At 66.6% G+C, this 14615-nt stretch carries 13 protein-coding genes, 2 tRNA genes and 1 pseudogene; 10 read left to right on the top strand and 6 right to left on the bottom strand.

Features of this window, described 5'->3' with window-relative positions; all coding sequences use genetic code 11:
• Nucleotides 1–195 precede the first annotated feature (195 nt).
• Nucleotides 196–414, top strand: a pseudogene (locus WJ12_RS34470) (transposase); the annotation flags it as partial.
• A gap of 104 nt (nt 415–518) precedes the next feature.
• On the opposite strand, the gene WJ12_RS06490 reads toward WJ12_RS34470, so the two are convergent.
• Both WJ12_RS06490 and WJ12_RS06485 read right to left on the bottom strand, forming a co-directional pair.
• Nucleotides 519–595: transfer RNA gene (locus WJ12_RS06490), tRNA-Arg, on the bottom strand.
• Nucleotides 596–771: 176 nt separating this feature from the next.
• Entirely contained in the window at nt 772–1602 is an 831-nt protein-coding gene (locus WJ12_RS06485) for an undecaprenyl-diphosphate phosphatase (RefSeq protein WP_021157259.1), read from the bottom strand.
• Nucleotides 1603–2080: 478 nt separating this feature from the next.
• Between WJ12_RS06485 and WJ12_RS06480 the strand changes: the two genes are divergently transcribed.
• The 5 genes from WJ12_RS06480 to WJ12_RS06460 all read left to right on the top strand — a co-directional run bounded on the left by WJ12_RS06480 (nt 2081) and on the right by WJ12_RS06460 (nt 7599).
• Nucleotides 2081–2992: an aldose epimerase family protein gene (locus WJ12_RS06480; RefSeq protein ID WP_059557049.1), complete on the top strand. Its 912-nt coding sequence runs from the start codon at nt 2081–2083 to the stop codon at nt 2990–2992.
• Nucleotides 2993–3122: 130 nt separating this feature from the next.
• Nucleotides 3123–3824, top strand: a complete 702-nt coding sequence (locus tag WJ12_RS06475) for a peptidoglycan DD-metalloendopeptidase family protein (protein WP_034186679.1) — start codon at nt 3123–3125, stop codon at nt 3822–3824.
• A 368-nt stretch (nt 3825–4192) separates the two neighbouring features.
• On the top strand, nt 4193–5812 hold the full coding sequence (locus tag WJ12_RS06470; protein ID WP_059557050.1) for an acyl-CoA synthetase: 1620 nt from the start codon (nt 4193–4195) through the stop codon (nt 5810–5812).
• A 73-nt stretch (nt 5813–5885) separates the two neighbouring features.
• Nucleotides 5886–6209, top strand: coding sequence for a DUF2288 domain-containing protein (locus WJ12_RS06465; protein WP_034186677.1), 324 nt, complete (start codon nt 5886–5888; stop codon nt 6207–6209).
• A gap of 10 nt (nt 6210–6219) precedes the next feature.
• Nucleotides 6220–7599 (top strand): MATE family efflux transporter, encoded by a 1380-nt coding sequence (locus WJ12_RS06460; RefSeq protein WP_059557051.1) that lies wholly within the window; start codon nt 6220–6222, stop codon nt 7597–7599.
• Between the two features lie 15 nt (nt 7600–7614).
• Here WJ12_RS06460 and WJ12_RS36330 read toward each other — a convergent pair whose 3' ends face one another.
• On the bottom strand, nt 7615–7791 hold the full coding sequence (locus WJ12_RS36330; RefSeq protein WP_167361866.1) for a hypothetical protein: 177 nt from the start codon (nt 7789–7791) through the stop codon (nt 7615–7617).
• A gap of 136 nt (nt 7792–7927) precedes the next feature.
• On the opposite strand from WJ12_RS36330, the gene WJ12_RS35815 reads away from it, so the two are divergent.
• The gene (locus tag WJ12_RS35815) at nt 7928–8098 is read left to right on the top strand and encodes a hypothetical protein (RefSeq protein WP_162840567.1); all 171 of its coding nucleotides are present in this window, start codon (nt 7928–7930) and stop codon (nt 8096–8098) included.
• 193 nt (nt 8099–8291) lie between these two features.
• Here WJ12_RS35815 and WJ12_RS06455 read toward each other — a convergent pair whose 3' ends face one another.
• Both WJ12_RS06455 and sixA read right to left on the bottom strand, forming a co-directional pair.
• On the bottom strand, nt 8292–9098 hold the full coding sequence (locus tag WJ12_RS06455) for a GNAT family N-acetyltransferase (protein WP_034186675.1): 807 nt from the start codon (nt 9096–9098) through the stop codon (nt 8292–8294).
• 170 nt (nt 9099–9268) lie between these two features.
• Complete coding sequence (sixA, locus tag WJ12_RS06450) at nt 9269–9730, bottom strand: phosphohistidine phosphatase SixA (protein WP_034186762.1); 462 nt, start codon at nt 9728–9730, stop codon at nt 9269–9271.
• A gap of 161 nt (nt 9731–9891) precedes the next feature.
• Here sixA and WJ12_RS06445 point away from each other — a divergent pair.
• Both WJ12_RS06445 and WJ12_RS06440 read left to right on the top strand, forming a co-directional pair.
• A tRNA-Pro gene (locus WJ12_RS06445) sits at nt 9892–9968 on the top strand.
• A gap of 206 nt (nt 9969–10174) precedes the next feature.
• The gene (locus tag WJ12_RS06440; RefSeq protein ID WP_059557062.1) at nt 10175–10609 is read left to right on the top strand and encodes a hypothetical protein; all 435 of its coding nucleotides are present in this window, start codon (nt 10175–10177) and stop codon (nt 10607–10609) included.
• 88 nt (nt 10610–10697) lie between these two features.
• Here the strand turns inward: WJ12_RS06440 and ppx are convergent, their stop codons facing one another.
• The gene (ppx, locus tag WJ12_RS06435; RefSeq protein WP_034186666.1) at nt 10698–12212 is read right to left on the bottom strand and encodes an exopolyphosphatase; all 1515 of its coding nucleotides are present in this window, start codon (nt 12210–12212) and stop codon (nt 10698–10700) included.
• Between the two features lie 279 nt (nt 12213–12491).
• Between ppx and ppk1 the strand changes: the two genes are divergently transcribed.
• On the top strand, nt 12492–14555 hold the full coding sequence (gene ppk1 / locus WJ12_RS06430; RefSeq protein WP_034186665.1) for a polyphosphate kinase 1: 2064 nt from the start codon (nt 12492–12494) through the stop codon (nt 14553–14555).
• Nucleotides 14556–14615: the final 60 nt, after the last annotated feature.

The raw sequence follows: 14615 nt of genomic DNA, 5'->3' as shown, positions 1-14615 counted from the left end.
GGTCGATCCATCACGCGACCCAACTCGTCGAGACTGAATTGAACGAAACGCTGCTCGTTGATCACGAGCCGGATTTCCGATCCCTGTACGAACGCTGAAGCGGGCTTGCCCGGCATCCAGTGCCGTGACCTGGGACGCTTCTTGCAGCCATTCGGCAAGCGAGTTCTTTTTTACTCTAGCGGCAAGGAGAACTCGCTGAAAAAGCGATTTACCGACCAACAGGTCATTCGAATTTTGCGCGAGGCAGAGCGCCCGGACGAACATGCGAAGGATCTGTGCAGGCGCCACAACATCTCGGAACGGACGTTCTATCGTCGGCGCGACAAATTCGGCGGCATGGATGTGACGGATGTCCGCCGGCTCAAGGAACTGGAATCGGAGAATGAGCGGCTCAAGCGTTGGATCCCGGAGCGTCACGAGCCGCCATCGATTACCCAAATCCGGTTACACCACGGTCACATGGACGACCGATCGATGGCTGATGCAGCGAGAGCGCGAATGTAAGTGCTTGACTTGACTGGCCCGCCCTACACGATTCGAACGTGTGACCTACGGCTTAGAAGGCCGTTGCTCTATCCAACTGAGCTAAGGGCGGTCGGGGAGAAAAGACACGGCCTGCCACGGACCGCATTCCGCGCCGGGCTCTCGAGCAGCTGCGACAACTGCGCCGCCAGACTCAAAGCCCCGAAACAAAACGGGCCCGGTACGAAACCGAGCCCGAAATTATACCCGATCATCGCGCCACATCACGCGAAGCGAGCCATCACCGCGTCAAACCGGCTGCGGATGCAGCATGAACCAGCCGAGACAGAACACGCCGGCGATCACGCAATACACGCCGAACGACGCGAGCCGGCCGCGCCCTTCGAAATAGCGCATCAGGAATCGCACGCTCAGGTACGCGGCGATCGCCGTCAGCACGCCGCCGAGCAGCGCGTCGGCGAGCTGGTCGCGCGCATGGAACAGCTTCGGCAGCTCGAGCACGCCCGCCGCGAAGATGATCGGCGTGCCGAGCAGGAACGAGAATTCCGCCGCCTTCTCGGCCGTCAACCCGGCCGCATTGCCGGCGATCATCGTCAGCCCGCTGCGCGAGAAACCCGGAATCAGCGCGCCGATCTGCGCGAGACCCACGAAGAACGCCTGCTTGAACGTCATCTTCTCGGGCGCCTGGTGCGCGCGGCTGCGCTGGATGCGATCGCCGAGCCACAGCAGCACGCCGTTCACGATCAGCGCGATCGCCACGATCCGCAGGTCATGAAACACGCGTTCGATACGCTTCTCGAGCAGCAGCCCGACGATGCCGGTCGGGATCGTCCCGATGATGAGCGCCCACATCAGGTGGCCGTCGTCGTTCTTGCGGCCGCCGAGCTGCGCGAAGAAGCCGCCGATCAGCGCGATCCAGCGCGCGCGGAAGTACCACAGCAGCGCGAGCGCGGTGCCGAGGTGCAGCGCCACGAGGAACGGCAGCAGTTGCGGCGCGTGCTTGTCGATATGCATGCCGAACAGCGCCGGCACCAGCAACGTATGGCCGAGGCTGCTGACGGGGAAGAGTTCGGTGACGCCCTGCAGGACGCTCAGGAATACCAGAAACCAGAGGCTCACGCGTCGGTCCTTTTAGTCGAGATTAAGCGGGGAGAAAGACGGACGACGCGATGCGCGTCCGAAAAACGCGCCCCGATTATGCCGAGCCAGGATTACCGCGCCAAGGCATTTGGCAGGTTATTGCGGCAATGCACACAAACGCTTGCAATTTGTAAGGGCCCAGAAAGCAAAAAGCCCGCCATTCGCATGGCGGGCCTGTCGACTTCGGCAGGAATTGCCGTCAGCGGCCGAGCTGATAGAAAAATAATACCGTGCTGCCAGTGAACATGCCGAACAGTGCGATACCCATTGCCATTGCCAGATCCATGGCCCCCTCCACGAAGTGTCATGACCCGGCAACATCACCGGTTTAGAGGCATTATCCCGACCGTTGACAATGTTAAAAACTCGCAATTTCCCGAGAAGGGTTTTCCCCGAGCAGCCGCGGCCCGATAATGGAACGCGCGTTGCTCCGTCCACCCGCCCAACCCGATTCGCCATGCCGATCTTCCAGCAACACGATATCCACGAACTTCACGCCGGCCCGTCGCTCGTCCGGGTCGCTCCGCAATTCGGCGGCCGCCTGCTGTCCTGGCACGTCGACGGCGAACCGGTCATCTTCTGGCCGGAAACGGCCGACTGGAGCAACCTCGCACGCGTGCGCGGCGGCAATCCGCTGCTGTTTCCGTTCCTCGGCCGCCACCGCGTCGACGGAGCACTCGGCCGCTGGCGCGACGCCGCCGGCGTGGTCCGCGATCTGCCGATGCACGGCTTCGCGCGCGACCTGCCGTTCGACGCGCATCCGTCCGCCGACGGTGCCGCGCTGTCGATGACGCTCGACGCGAACGACGCCCTGCGCGCAAGCTACCCGTTCGACTTCCGGTTCGAGACGACCTACCGGCTGGCCGACGCGCATACGCTCGACGTCGCGCTGACGACGACCAACCGCGGCGACACGCCGCTGCCCTACTACGCCGGCCATCATTTCTATTTCGCGCTGCCGCATGGCGAACGCGCGGAAACCACCCTCGAACTGCCGCCGACCCGCAGCTGCCAGCAGCGTCCGGACGGCTCGATCAGCCCGCTCGAACCCGGCGAAGCCCGCTACCGCCTCGACAATCCGGACATCCTCGACCGCTTCCACTGCCTCGACGGCGAACCGTCCGCGCCAGTGCGCATCGTGATGCCGGGCCGCGGCCGCACGATCGAGATCGCGCTCGACGCGCCGGGCTCGATCCCCTGGTACGCAGTCACGACCTGGACCGAAAAGCCGGATTCCGACTTCTACTGCGTGGAGCCGTGGCTCGGCCTGCCCGATGCGATCCACAACGGCCTCGGGCTGCGCATGCTTGCGCCGGGCGCGACCGAAACGGCCGCGCTGCGCATTCGCGTGCGGCCGCTCGCCGGCTGATCGGCGCGCCGAACGGGCGCGCAAGGGCCCCGGCAGCGGCACGAAACTGCGGTGCTCGGGTCGAACCCGTTAAAATCGGACGTTTTGTGTTGCCTGCCGCGTCACGCGCGGCGGGGTTTTGCGAGGTTCAATGTTCGGAACAACAACGAAGCGACTCTTCGCGGCCGCCTGCGCGGCCCTGCTCGTCGCGTGCGGCTCCGCGCCCGTCGGCCCCGGGTTCTATCGCGTCGAGCGTGGCGACACGCTCTACAAGATCGCGCGCGACAACCGCACGTCGGTACAGAACATCGTGCGCTGGAACCAGATGGCGAACCCCGATGCGATCGAAGTCGGTCAAGTGCTGCGCGTCGCGCCGCCGCCCGGCACGGCCACCGCATCGACGCCGTCGACCACCGGCACCGGCAGTGCGGGACGCGCCCGCCCGGCCCCTTCCGCGCCGGTCGAATCGGCCGTGAAACCGGCCACGAGCATCGCGCTGGTCTGGCCGGCGGCCGGCAACGTGGTGCGCACGTTCGACGGCTCGAAATCGAAGGGGATCGACATCGCGAACGCGCCGGGCACGCCGGTGGTCGCGGCCGCGCCGGGTGTCGTGGTCTATGCCGGCAACGGGCTGCGCGGCTACGGCAACCTGATCATCCTGAAGCACAACGCCGACTACCTGACCGCCTACGCGCACAACCGCGCGCTGCTGGTGAAGGAAGGCCAGTCGGTCACGCAGGGGCAGTCGATCGCGGAGATGGGCAACAGCGACAGCGATCGCGTCGCGCTGCATTTCGAGCTGCGCTACGGCGGCCGGTCGATCGACCCGTCTCGTTACCTGCCGGCCCGCTGAGCGACCAACGGACGACACGCGATGCCGGCGCGCATCGCGTGCCGTCGCGGCGAAAAACGGGAATGGTCGAGTCAGCGCTTGCGCAGACGTCCGGTGAAACGGCCGGACAACGGATCGACGTGACTGGCAAACGCCACCAGCGCACCGATTCCGATCAGGCTGAACCCCGCAGCTATCAGAAGCAAATCCATGGTCACATCACTGTTTTGTCGTGATCTTATGCGTCATTCCGGAATCGTGCACCGAGCGTCGGCCGTTGGACGAGCCCGAGCATTCCCTATCAGCAGACCCCATTGTGGATTCGTCTGCGTGAAAACCTGATGTAAGCCGTGCGCCCGACGCCACGATCGACACCCAGGAGACAATCGATGCTGCCCGCCGCCGACCGCTACGACGACCTGCTCTCCCGCTTCCAGTGGAACATTCCGGCGCGCTACAACATCGGCGTGGACGTCTGCGACAAATGGGCCGACGGCAGCGGACGCCTCGCGCTGATCTACGAAACGGCGCAAGGCGACGTGTTTCGGATGACGTTCGACGATCTGAAGAATGCCTCTAACCGTTTCGCGAACAGCCTCGCGCGTGCGGGCCTGCAACGCGGCGACCGGATCGGCATCTTTCTCGCGCAGGGTCCCGAAACGGCTGTCGCGCATCTCGCGGCGTACAAGCTCGGCGCGATCGCGGTGCCGCTCTTCACGCTGTTCGGCGTCGATGCACTCGAATACCGGCTCGCGAACAGCGGGGCCGCCGCGCTCGTCACCGACGCGGCCGGCTACGCGAAAATCGCGCCGCTGCGCGCGCAGCTGCCCACGCTGCGTACCGTCTACTGCGTCGGCGACGATGCGCCCGACGCGCCGGGCGTGCTGCGTTACGACGCGGCGCTCGCCGCCGAAACGCCGGAGTTCGTGCCGGCCGATACGGCCGCCGACGATCCGGCGGTGATCATCTACACGTCCGGCACGACGGGCAAACCGAAAGGCGCGCTGCACGCCCATCGCGTGCTGCTCGGCCACCTGCCCGGTGTCGAGATGTCGCAGCAATGCTTCCCGCGCGATGCACGCCTGTTCTGGACGCCGGCCGACTGGGCATGGATCGGCGGCCTGCTCGACGTGCTGCTGCCGTCGTGGCATCACGGCGTGCCGGTGCTCGCGCGCCGCTTCGAGAAGTTCGACGGCGACGCGGCGTTTGCGTTGATGGCGCGGCACGGCGTCACGCATGCGTTCCTGCCGCCCACCGCGCTAAAGCTGATGCGCACCGTAGCGGCTCCGCGCGAACGCCATGCGCTGTCGCTGAAATCGGTCGCGAGCGGCGGCGAATCGCTCGGCACCGAACTGACGACCTGGGGGCGCGACGCGCTCGGCGTAACGATCAACGAGTTCTACGGGCAAACCGAGTGCAACATGGTGCTGTCGTCCTGCGCGGCGCTGTTCGACGCGCGGCCCGGCGCCATCGGCAAGGCGGTACCCGGTCATGCGGTCGCGATCGTCGACGCGGACGGCACGCCGCTGCCGCCGGGCGTCGAAGGTCGCATCGCGGTACGCCGCCCCGACCCGGTGATGTTCCTCGAATACTGGCGCAACCCGGATGCGACGCGCGACAAGTTCGCGGGCGACTACCTGCTGACCGGCGATACGGGCACGCTCGACGCCGACGGTTTCGTGCGCTTCGTCGGCCGCGACGACGACGTCATCACGAGCGCCGGCTACCGGATCGGCCCGGGGCCGATCGAGGACTGCCTGCTCACGCATCCGGCGGTGCGAATGGCGGCCGTCGTCGGCGTGCCCGACGCGACGCGCACCGAGATCGTCAAGGCGTTCGTCGTGCTGAACCCCGGCCACGTCGGTGACGACACGCTTGTCCTCGCGCTGCAGGCCCACGTGCGCACGCGGCTCGCCGCACACGAATACCCGCGCGCGATCGCGTTCGTCGACAGCCTGCCGATGACCGCGACCGGCAAGATCGTGCGCCGCGCGTTGCGCGACGCGTAGGCCGCTCACCTCCGGCTCGGCCCGTGCGGCCGGATGGTTTATAGTGGCGCCACGCAGTTTTTCCAAGAAAACGATGTCCTCAGATCAGCCATCCGCCGCGGGCGCGTCGCACAGCCCGCTCTACGCCAAACTCCTCGGCGAAACCGCGAAGATCGACTGGTGCGATCTCGAACGCTTCTTCGCGCAGGGCAAGCTGCTGTCCGTCGCGCGCGACCTCGATCTCGTCAGCGTCGCGGAAGCCGTCGCCAGCGACGATGCCGAACAGGTCACGCGCTGGCTGTCGGCCGGTCTCGTCGCGCGCATGCCCGCCGAGACCGCCGCCGACTACGCGGCGCGCAACCCGGAGCTGTGGGCGGTCGTCGTCTCGCCGTGGGTCTGCGTGCAGGAACGCGCCTGACGCGTCCGCCATGTCCGAATCCGCGTTAGCGCACGGAGCCGGCGCTGGTTCGGCCACCGTCACGCATCGGCGCGTCCTCGCGCTCGCCTTCCCGATCGTCCTGGCGAACCTGACCCAGCCGATCCTCGGCGCCGTCGACACGGCCGTCGCCGGCCACCTCGACGGCGCGCAGTATCTCGGCGGCGTCGCACTCGGCGGGCTGTTCTTCAATTTCGTGTTCTGGGGTTTCGGCTTCCTGCGGATGGGGACGACCGGCCTCGTCGCACAGGCGCACGGCGCCGGGGACACCGCCGGTATTCGCCTGAACCTGCTGCGCGCGCTGATCGTCGCGTTCGCGCTCGGTAGCGCCGTGCTCGCGCTGCAGGTGCCGCTGCTGTCGTTCGCACTGTCCGCGCTCGGCGGCAGCGACGCCGTCCGCTCGACGGCGCTCGCGTACAGTCATGCGCGGATCTGGAGCGCGCCATTCGCGCTCGCGAACTACGTCGTGCTCGGCTATCTGCTCGGCGTACAGCGTGTGCGGCTGGCGCTGGTCGCGCAGGTGTTCATCAACGCGGTGAACATCGGTGCCGTCCTGCTCTATGTGTACGGCTTCGGTTGGGGCAGCGCCGGCATCGGCGCCGCGACCGCCACCGCGGACGCTTGCGGCTTCGCGCTCGGTGCGTGGATGCTGTGGCGGTTGCGCCCGCGCGGTCTTGCGCCGATCGCGGTACGCGCACTTGCCGAGCGCGCCGCGCTCAAGCGCCTAGTTGCGCTCAATCGCGACATCTTCCTGCGTACGCTGTGCCTGCTCGGCGCGTTCGGCTGGTTCGCGCACCTCGGCGCAAGACAAGGCGACGCGACGCTCGCGGCAAACGCGCTGCTGCTGAATTTCCAGACCTTCATGGCTTATGGCCTCGACGGCTTCGCGCATGCGGCCGAGGCGCTCGTCGGTGCGGCCGCCGGGGCGCGCGACCGCCGCGCCTTTCGGCAGGCCGTGCGCGTCACGCTGCTCTGGTCGGCGCTCGGCGCGCTGCTGTTCGCGCTCGCCTACTGGGCGGCGGGCGGCTGGATCGTCGCGCGCCTGACCGACCAGGCCGAGATCCGCGCCGTCGCGTTGCGCTATCTGCCGTGGGCTGCGATCTCGCCGATCGTGTCGGTCTGGGGCTTCCTGCTCGATGGCGTCTTCATCGGCGCGACGCAAACGCGATCGCTGATGCGCGCGATGGTCGTGTCGCTCTCGATCTTCATTGTTGCCACGTTCGCGGCCGTCGGCACGTTCGGCAATCACGGTCTGTGGTTCGCGCTGCTGCTGTTCATGGCCGCGCGCGGCGCGACGCTCGCGCGTTACCTGCCCGGGCTGCTGCGGCGCATCGGCGCCGACGCACACGCCGCGTCCGCCGCCCGCGCGTGACGGCGAACCCTGTCGTTACTGCGTCGGTTTCGGCGGCGGCGCGTCGAGCATCGACGGCGGCGTCATGTCGGTCGGCACGCCGTGATAGTCGGCCGGGTCTTCCGGCGGGTGGCCGCGACGGGCCTGGCGAGGATCGCTGGTGCAGGCGGCAAGCAGGGATGCGGCCAGCACGGCCAGCATGAAACGGGTCATCGGGTGTGGCTCCGGAAAACGGTGCGCCCATCGCGCGCCGGGACCGCGCCGAGTCTAGCGGAAATCCGGTTTCAGGGTCGTGCCGCGCATGTCCTACTATGTACGCATGGCGCTGTGCCGTGGAAAGGAGGCTGCCATGTCGTCTGAAGAAATTGCGGGCCTGATCGGCCTGTTCATTGGCCTGATGGTGCTGGTCGCGCTGTCGTACTTCGAGTCGCGCGAATACAAGCGCAGCCATGGCGGCGAAGGGATGATCCACCATTGGATGGCGGAACATCACCTGCTCGACTGGCGGCGCAAGCACTGAGCGAGCCGCCCCGCAGTCCGGCCCGTATCGACGATCCGGGCCGTCCTGAAACGTGCCATCCCGTGGCACGCCGGCAATCGCATACCGCGGAAATTATCAGGGCCGAATGCACGAACGCCGTCGCATGACCAATGGCGCGCGACGGCGTTCGCTTGCGCGCATCCGGATGCGGGCGCGCCGCGGTTCGGACGGTTCAGCCCAGGAAGTGGCGGGCGTAGCGCGAGTTGATGTCGGACAGGCGGAACAGCGTCAGGAAATCCGCGCAGTTGAAGTCGGGATCCCAGGCCGGGGCGCCGCAAATCTTCGCGCCGAGACGCAGGTAGCCCTTGATCAGCGGCGGCGGTGCGACCACGGTACCCGTCTGCAGTTCGTCGACCGGCAGCGCCGTGTGCGGGAACGCGCGGTACTCGGGCGCCGTCAGCGAGCCTGCCGACAGCGACTGGTACAGGTTCGCCGCATAGTGGCCGCCATCGGCCATCGACACGCTCGCGCAGCCGAGCATCGTCTCGTAGCCGTTCTGCATCATGTACGCGCCGAGACCGCCCCACAGCGCCATGATGACCGCGCCGCTGCGGTAGTCGCTGTGCACGCACGAGCGGCCGACCTCGACCATCTTGCCGCGCAGGTGCGTGAGGCGCGACAGGTCGAATTCGCCCTCGGCATACAGGCGGCCGACCCGCGCCGCCTGGTGCGGCGGCAGCACGCGGTACGTGCCGACGACTTTCAGCGTGTCGAGATCGCGCACCAGCAGGTGGTCGCAGTACGCATCGAACGGATCGACGTCGAGACCGGAGGGACCGCTGACCTGCGCGCCCATCTCTTCGGCGAACACGCTGTAGCGCAGGCGCTGGGCTTCGCGCAATTCGTCTTCCGTACGCGCCCATGCGGCGCGCAGGCGATACTCCGATGTGACGGTTTCACTGGCGCGCGGCAGGTGGCGCCGCGACGTGTCGAGGGGCAGCGAGGCAAAAGGGAGCGTAGGCGTCGGCAGTTCTCGCATTAGGCTTTCCTGGTCGTAAGGAATAAGGCGACATGCCCGCCAATGTAGTAACCGGCCGTGACCGTTATGTGGCACGACCGTGTCCTTTCAATGACGTGTCGCCGAATTGACTTTAGCAGAAAGCTTGCGAAACCGTATGATCAATCCCTTCAAACCTATTCAGCCGCGATTCACACCAGTTCCGGCGTCAATACCGCCCGCAATACCGCCTGCCGACTGCCGTCACGCGTGCGGCTCGCGAGCCACACGATGCCGCCCTTCCTGACGCTCCAGCTGTCGTCGCTGCCGGTAATCAATTGCGCGGCGACGCTGCCGAGCGTCGGCTGGTGCCCGACAATCACGACCGTCGGCGCGATGCCGTCCGGCCAGCCTGCCGCTGCCAGCACGTCGTCAACGCTGCCGCCCGGTGCGAGCGCGTCGACGGTCCGGTACTGGTCGGTCAGCGCCTCGACCGTCTGCACGGTGCGAGCCGCCGGGCTCGCGAGGATCACGCTGTTCGTCTCGAGCCTGCCGCGCAGCCATTTGGCCATCGCCTGCGCGTCCTTGCGGCCACGGACGGTCAGCTGGCGCGCGAGATCGCTGGTCGCATAGTCTTCGGCTTCGGCGTGACGCCACAGGATCAGGTTCATCATGATGTTCTCCTTGCTTCGGCGAGCGTCCGCGCACGCATGCGTCGCGGCCGGCCGATCATCCCGTGGATTGTCGCAAATCGCGGTCGGTTCGCCGCCGCGGCATTTACCCGCATGTCGCGATTGACCGAATCGATCATGCAACGATATAATCTTTGGCTCGTCGGAGCGTAGCGCAGCCTGGTAGCGCATCTGATTTGGGATCAGAGGGTCGTAGGTTCGAATCCTATCGCTCCGACCAAGGAATCAAGGGGTTACGGTTAATACCGTAGCCCCTTTTCCGTTTCTGGGCCCTGCGCCGCCCGCACGGATTCCCGGCTCACGCACTTCCGTTCATTGTAGGGATTCATTGGGGCACCGACGCGACAACGCTCCGGCCCTGCCCGCACCCGCGCGCGACACTTCCGGGAACACGCGATAATGCGTATGAACAACCCGCATCCGCGCATGAAAAACAACATCGTCAAAACCGCCCTCTGCGCGTCGCTGCTCGTGCTCGCGACCGCCGGCCCCGCGTCGGCGAAAGCGCTCGACGACGCGCTCGACTGCCATTCGACCGGCCACAAGTTCGTCGCGCCGCTGCTCGCCGCCGGCGACATCCAGTCGGAGCCGATGCACGTCGAATCGAATTCCGTGAACGCATTCCGCACGAACCGCTCGCTGACGGCGTACGGCTTCGGCGTCTATGTCGTGCTGGGCTATCAAGCGAACGACCCGATCTTCCGTCCGGGCGACGGCACGCCGATCGGCGACTGGGCCTACGGCGTCGTGGTACGCGGCACGAAGAGTGCGGTGGAGGAAGCCGTGCGCAAGGCCGGAAGCGACGCGACCGTCAAGCAGGCGTTCCCGTTTCTGACCGCGATCGTCTGCTCGTCGGATTGAGCGAGCCGTCAGGACGGTCGTGCGGCACGCCTCGGGCCACCGCAGCCACGCTCCCGCCCCAACGGCTTCCAGGCCACGCTTGCGGCCATTACGCGCCGGTGTACACCACGCGATACGGGATCCCGACCTTCTCCCACTCGGCAGCCTCCTGGCTGAGGCTGTAGTCGGTCAACGGATTCTGCTCGACCCACGCGCTCGGCAGGCGCACTTCGTACCCGCCCTTCTTCATCTGCGAAACGGAAATGTCGGGCAGCCCCGCATCGGTCCGGCGCCGGCACAGCAGCGCCGCGAGCCGCAGGCAAAACAGCAGCGGCCACTCGACGTCGCGCGCCTGCGACAGCTTGCCGAGCTTGCCCGCATGACCGAGCACGAGCGCGGCCAGCCGCGCCTGGTCGGTGCGCGAGAAACCCGGCATGTCCGCATTGCTCGCGATATAGGCCGAATGCTTGTGATACGCGCTGTGCGAGATCGACAGGCCGATCTCGTGCAACGCGGCCGCCCAGCCGAGGAACATCCGCCCTTCCTCGCGCGCCTCTTCGTCGTCTTCCTCGAGTTCGTCGTAGAAACGCACCGCAAGCGCACCGATCCGCTCGGCCTGCGCACGATCGACGCCGTAGCGGCGCGTGAAGCCCTCGACGGTCACCGCGCGCATGTCCTCGTGCTGCGTCCGGCCGAGCAGGTCGTACAGCACGCCGAGGCGCAGCGCGCCGTCGGTCGTATCGACGTAATCGACGCCGAGCTCCTCGAACACCGCGAGCATGATCGCGAGGCCGCCGGCGAGCACCGGCACGCGATCGGGCTTCAACGCGATCAGCTTGAGCCGGTTGACGTTCTCCGACTTGATCAGCGCGCGCTTCAGCCGCTCCAGGCCACCGCGCGAAATGCCGTGCGTGATGCCCGGATCGTTGAATCCGTTCGCCTCGACGAGTTCCGCGAGCGCACGCGCGGTGCCGGACGACCCGATCGCCTGGTCCCAGCCGGCCTTCTTGTACTCGCTCGAAATGATCTGGATCTCGCGCTTGGCCGCGAGTTCGGCCTGCCGCATCGTGTATTCGTCGACGTTGCCGGCCGGAAAGAAGCTGCGGCTGTGGCTCACGCAGCCGATATACAGGCTCTCCATCACGATTGGCGTGTAGTGCGAGCCGATGATGAATTCGGTCGAGCCGCCGCCGATGTCGACGACGAGCCGCTTGCCGGCACTCGCCGGCACCGAGTGCGCGGCGCCCGCATAGATCAGCCGCGCTTCTTCGCGGCCCGCGATCACCTCGATCGGGAAACCGAGCGCCGCTTCGGCCTCGCCGAGAAATTCGGCGGCGTTCTTCGCGACGCGCAGCGTGTTGGTCGCCACCGCACGCACATGGTCGGGATGAAAATCGCGCAGGCGCTCGCCGAACCGCTTGAGCGCCTCCCAGCCACGCTCCTGCGACGCGCGATCGAGCATCTTGTCGCTCGACAGGCCCGCGGCCAGCCGAACCGGTTCGCGCAACGCGTCGACGGGATAGATCTGGCTGCCCGCCGGCGTTTCCTCGACGCGCCCGACGATCAGCCGGAAGCTGTTCGAGCCGAGATCCACGGCAGCCAGCAAGTGGGGGGTTGTAACCATCAGAAGGGGGCTCCGTGCGCGGTCGCCCGCGGCAGCCGGACCGGCAACCCAGGGCGATCAATCAAAGGCGACATTTTAAGCGTGGAACGCTTGCCGTTACCACGCTTCACGGGTATGCACACTGCTCGATTCCATATAGCCGAAACATTTATGCGACGAAATGGTTAAGGCGTAGAATTTCCCGATATAAATACATGATTGTCATCAGCACGTCATCGTACCGTGAGAGTTTCCGAGCGTCCTTTCGAATCATCGCCTGAACTGCCCCCTACTCTGCCGATGTCCGTCCGTTATCCGCTTCTCAATCGTGAACTCGGCATCCTCGGTTTCAACGAGCGCGTGCTGGCCCAGGCGGCCGATCCGCAAGTCCCGTTGCTCGAGCGCCTCCGCTTCATCTGCATCACCAGCAGCAACCTCGACGAATTCTTCGAAGTCCGGATGGCCGGCCTTCAGGAACAGATCCGCGACAATCCCGGCGCGCTGACGCCCGACGGCATGTCGTTGCAGCACGCTTACGACCTCGTCGTCGAACGCGCGCAGCGGCTCGTCCATCGACAGTACACGATGCTGCACGAAACCGTGCTGCCCGCGCTCGAACAGGAAGGCATCTACTTCCACGCGAGCGACACGTGGAACGACGAGCAGCTCGAATGGGCGCGGCGCTACTTCCTCGACGAGCTGCTGCCCGTGCTGACCCCGATCGGCCTCGATCCGGCCCACCCGTTCCCGCGCGTGCTCAACAAGAGCCTGAACTTCGTCGTCGAGCTCGAAGGCCGCGACGCGTTCGGCCGCCAGGCGGTGATGGGCATCGTGCAGGCGCCGCGTGCGCTGCCGCGTGTCGTGCGCATGCCGCACGCGCTGTCGGGCTTCGAGCACGGCTTCGTGCTGCTGAGTTCGTTCATGCAGCGCTTCGTCGGCGAACTCTTCCCGCAACTCGTCGTGAAGAGCTGCAACCAGTTCCGCATCACGCGCAACAGCGAGCTGTTCGTCGACGAGGACGAAATCACGAACCTGCGCGTCGCGCTGCAGGGCGAGCTGCCCGCACGCCACCTCGGCAACGCGGTGCGTCTCGAAGTGTCGGCCGACACGCCGGCGCACATCGTGCGCCGCCTGCTCGAGGAAAGCGAGCTCGGCGAAAAGGACTGCTACCGCGTGGCCGGATCCGTGAACCTCGTGCGGCTGATGCAGATTCCCGATCTCGTCGACCGCCCCGACCTGAAGTTCGCGCCGTTCACCGCGTCGACCCCGGCCGCGATCACGAACGCGCCGACGATGTTCGACGCGATCGACGACGGCGACATCCTGCTGCACCACCCGTACGAGAGCTTCCAGCCCGTGCTCGAACTGCTGCAGCAGGCCGCGAGGGACCCGAGCGTCGTCGCGATCAAGCAGACGATCTACCGCACCGGCACCGATTCGCCGCTGATGGACGCGCTGATGGAAGCCGCGCGCAACGGCAAGGAAGTGACCGTCGTCGTCGAGCTGCTCGCGCGCTTCGACGAGGAGACCAACATCAACTGGGCGTCGCAGCTCGAGGCCGTCGGCGCGCATGTCGTGTACGGCGTGGTCGGCCACAAGTGCCACGCGAAGATGATGCTGATCGTGCGGCGCGTCGTGCAGGGCGGCAAGGCATCGCTGCGCCGCTACGTGCACCTCGGCACCGGCAACTACCACCCGCGCACGGCGCGCCTCTACACCGACTTCGGGCTGATGACGGCCGACCAGAAGATCTGCGAGGACGTCCACCACGTTTTCCAGCAACTGACGGGAATCGGCGGCGAGCTCACGCTGCACGAGCTGTGGCAGTCGCCGTTCACGCTGCATCCGCGCATCATCGACGCGATCGGCGCGGAAATCGACAATGCGCGCGCCGGCAAGCGTGCGCGCATCGTCGCGAAGATGAACGCGCTGCTGGAGCCGTCGGTGATCGCCGCGCTGTACGAAGCGTCGCAGGCCGGCGTGAAGGTCGACCTGATCGTGCGCGGCGTCTGCGCGCTGAAGCCCGGCGTGCCGGGGCTGTCGGAAAACATCACGGTGCGCTCGATCGTCGGCCGCTTCCTCGAGCACCACCGGATCTACTACTTCCATGCGGGCGGCGCCGAGGACGTCTATCTGTCGAGCGCCGACTGGATGGACCGCAACCTGTTCCGCCGCGTCGAAGTCGCGTTCCCGGTCCGCGAGCGCAAGCTCAAGCGGCGCGTGATCGCCGAAGGCCTGTCGGTGTGTCTCGGCGACAACCAGTCGGCATGGCAGATGCACAGCGACGGCCACTACCGCCGCCGTCGCGCCGGCAAGACGCTCCGCAACGCGCAGCTCGGACTGCTCGCGAAGTTCTGCTCGTGAGCCGTCGGCGCGCCGCCAGTCGCGCGAAGCCTCGCGCATGAAAAAGAGCAGCCCGCGGGC

It is taken from the genome of Burkholderia seminalis (genome assembly GCF_001718535.1).
Taxonomy (GTDB): domain Bacteria; phylum Pseudomonadota; class Gammaproteobacteria; order Burkholderiales; family Burkholderiaceae; genus Burkholderia; species Burkholderia seminalis.
This window is presented reverse-complemented; position numbering and strand designations above follow the sequence as displayed.

Bases quoted from the DNA above. Each gene is read 5' to 3' on its own strand.
- WJ12_RS06480 (WP_059557049.1), top strand. From the start codon at position 2,081: ATGCCGATCTTCCAGCAACACGATATCCACGAACTTCACGCCGGCCCG.
- WJ12_RS06475 (WP_034186679.1), top strand. From the start codon at position 3,123: ATGTTCGGAACAACAACGAAGCGACTCTTCGCGGCCGCCTGCGCGGCC.
- WJ12_RS06470 (WP_059557050.1), top strand. From the start codon at position 4,193: ATGCTGCCCGCCGCCGACCGCTACGACGACCTGCTCTCCCGCTTCCAG.
- WJ12_RS06465 (WP_034186677.1), top strand. From the start codon at position 5,886: ATGTCCTCAGATCAGCCATCCGCCGCGGGCGCGTCGCACAGCCCGCTC.
- WJ12_RS06460 (WP_059557051.1), top strand. From the start codon at position 6,220: ATGTCCGAATCCGCGTTAGCGCACGGAGCCGGCGCTGGTTCGGCCACC.
- WJ12_RS36330 (WP_167361866.1), bottom strand. From the start codon at position 7,791: ATGACCCGTTTCATGCTGGCCGTGCTGGCCGCATCCCTGCTTGCCGCC.
- WJ12_RS35815 (WP_162840567.1), top strand. From the start codon at position 7,928: ATGTCGTCTGAAGAAATTGCGGGCCTGATCGGCCTGTTCATTGGCCTG.
- WJ12_RS06455 (WP_034186675.1), bottom strand. From the start codon at position 9,098: ATGCGAGAACTGCCGACGCCTACGCTCCCTTTTGCCTCGCTGCCCCTC.
- sixA (WP_034186762.1), bottom strand. From the start codon at position 9,730: ATGATGAACCTGATCCTGTGGCGTCACGCCGAAGCCGAAGACTATGCG.
- WJ12_RS06440 (WP_059557062.1), top strand. From the start codon at position 10,175: ATGAAAAACAACATCGTCAAAACCGCCCTCTGCGCGTCGCTGCTCGTG.
- ppx (WP_034186666.1), bottom strand. From the start codon at position 12,212: ATGGTTACAACCCCCCACTTGCTGGCTGCCGTGGATCTCGGCTCGAAC.
- ppk1 (WP_034186665.1), top strand. From the start codon at position 12,492: ATGTCCGTCCGTTATCCGCTTCTCAATCGTGAACTCGGCATCCTCGGT.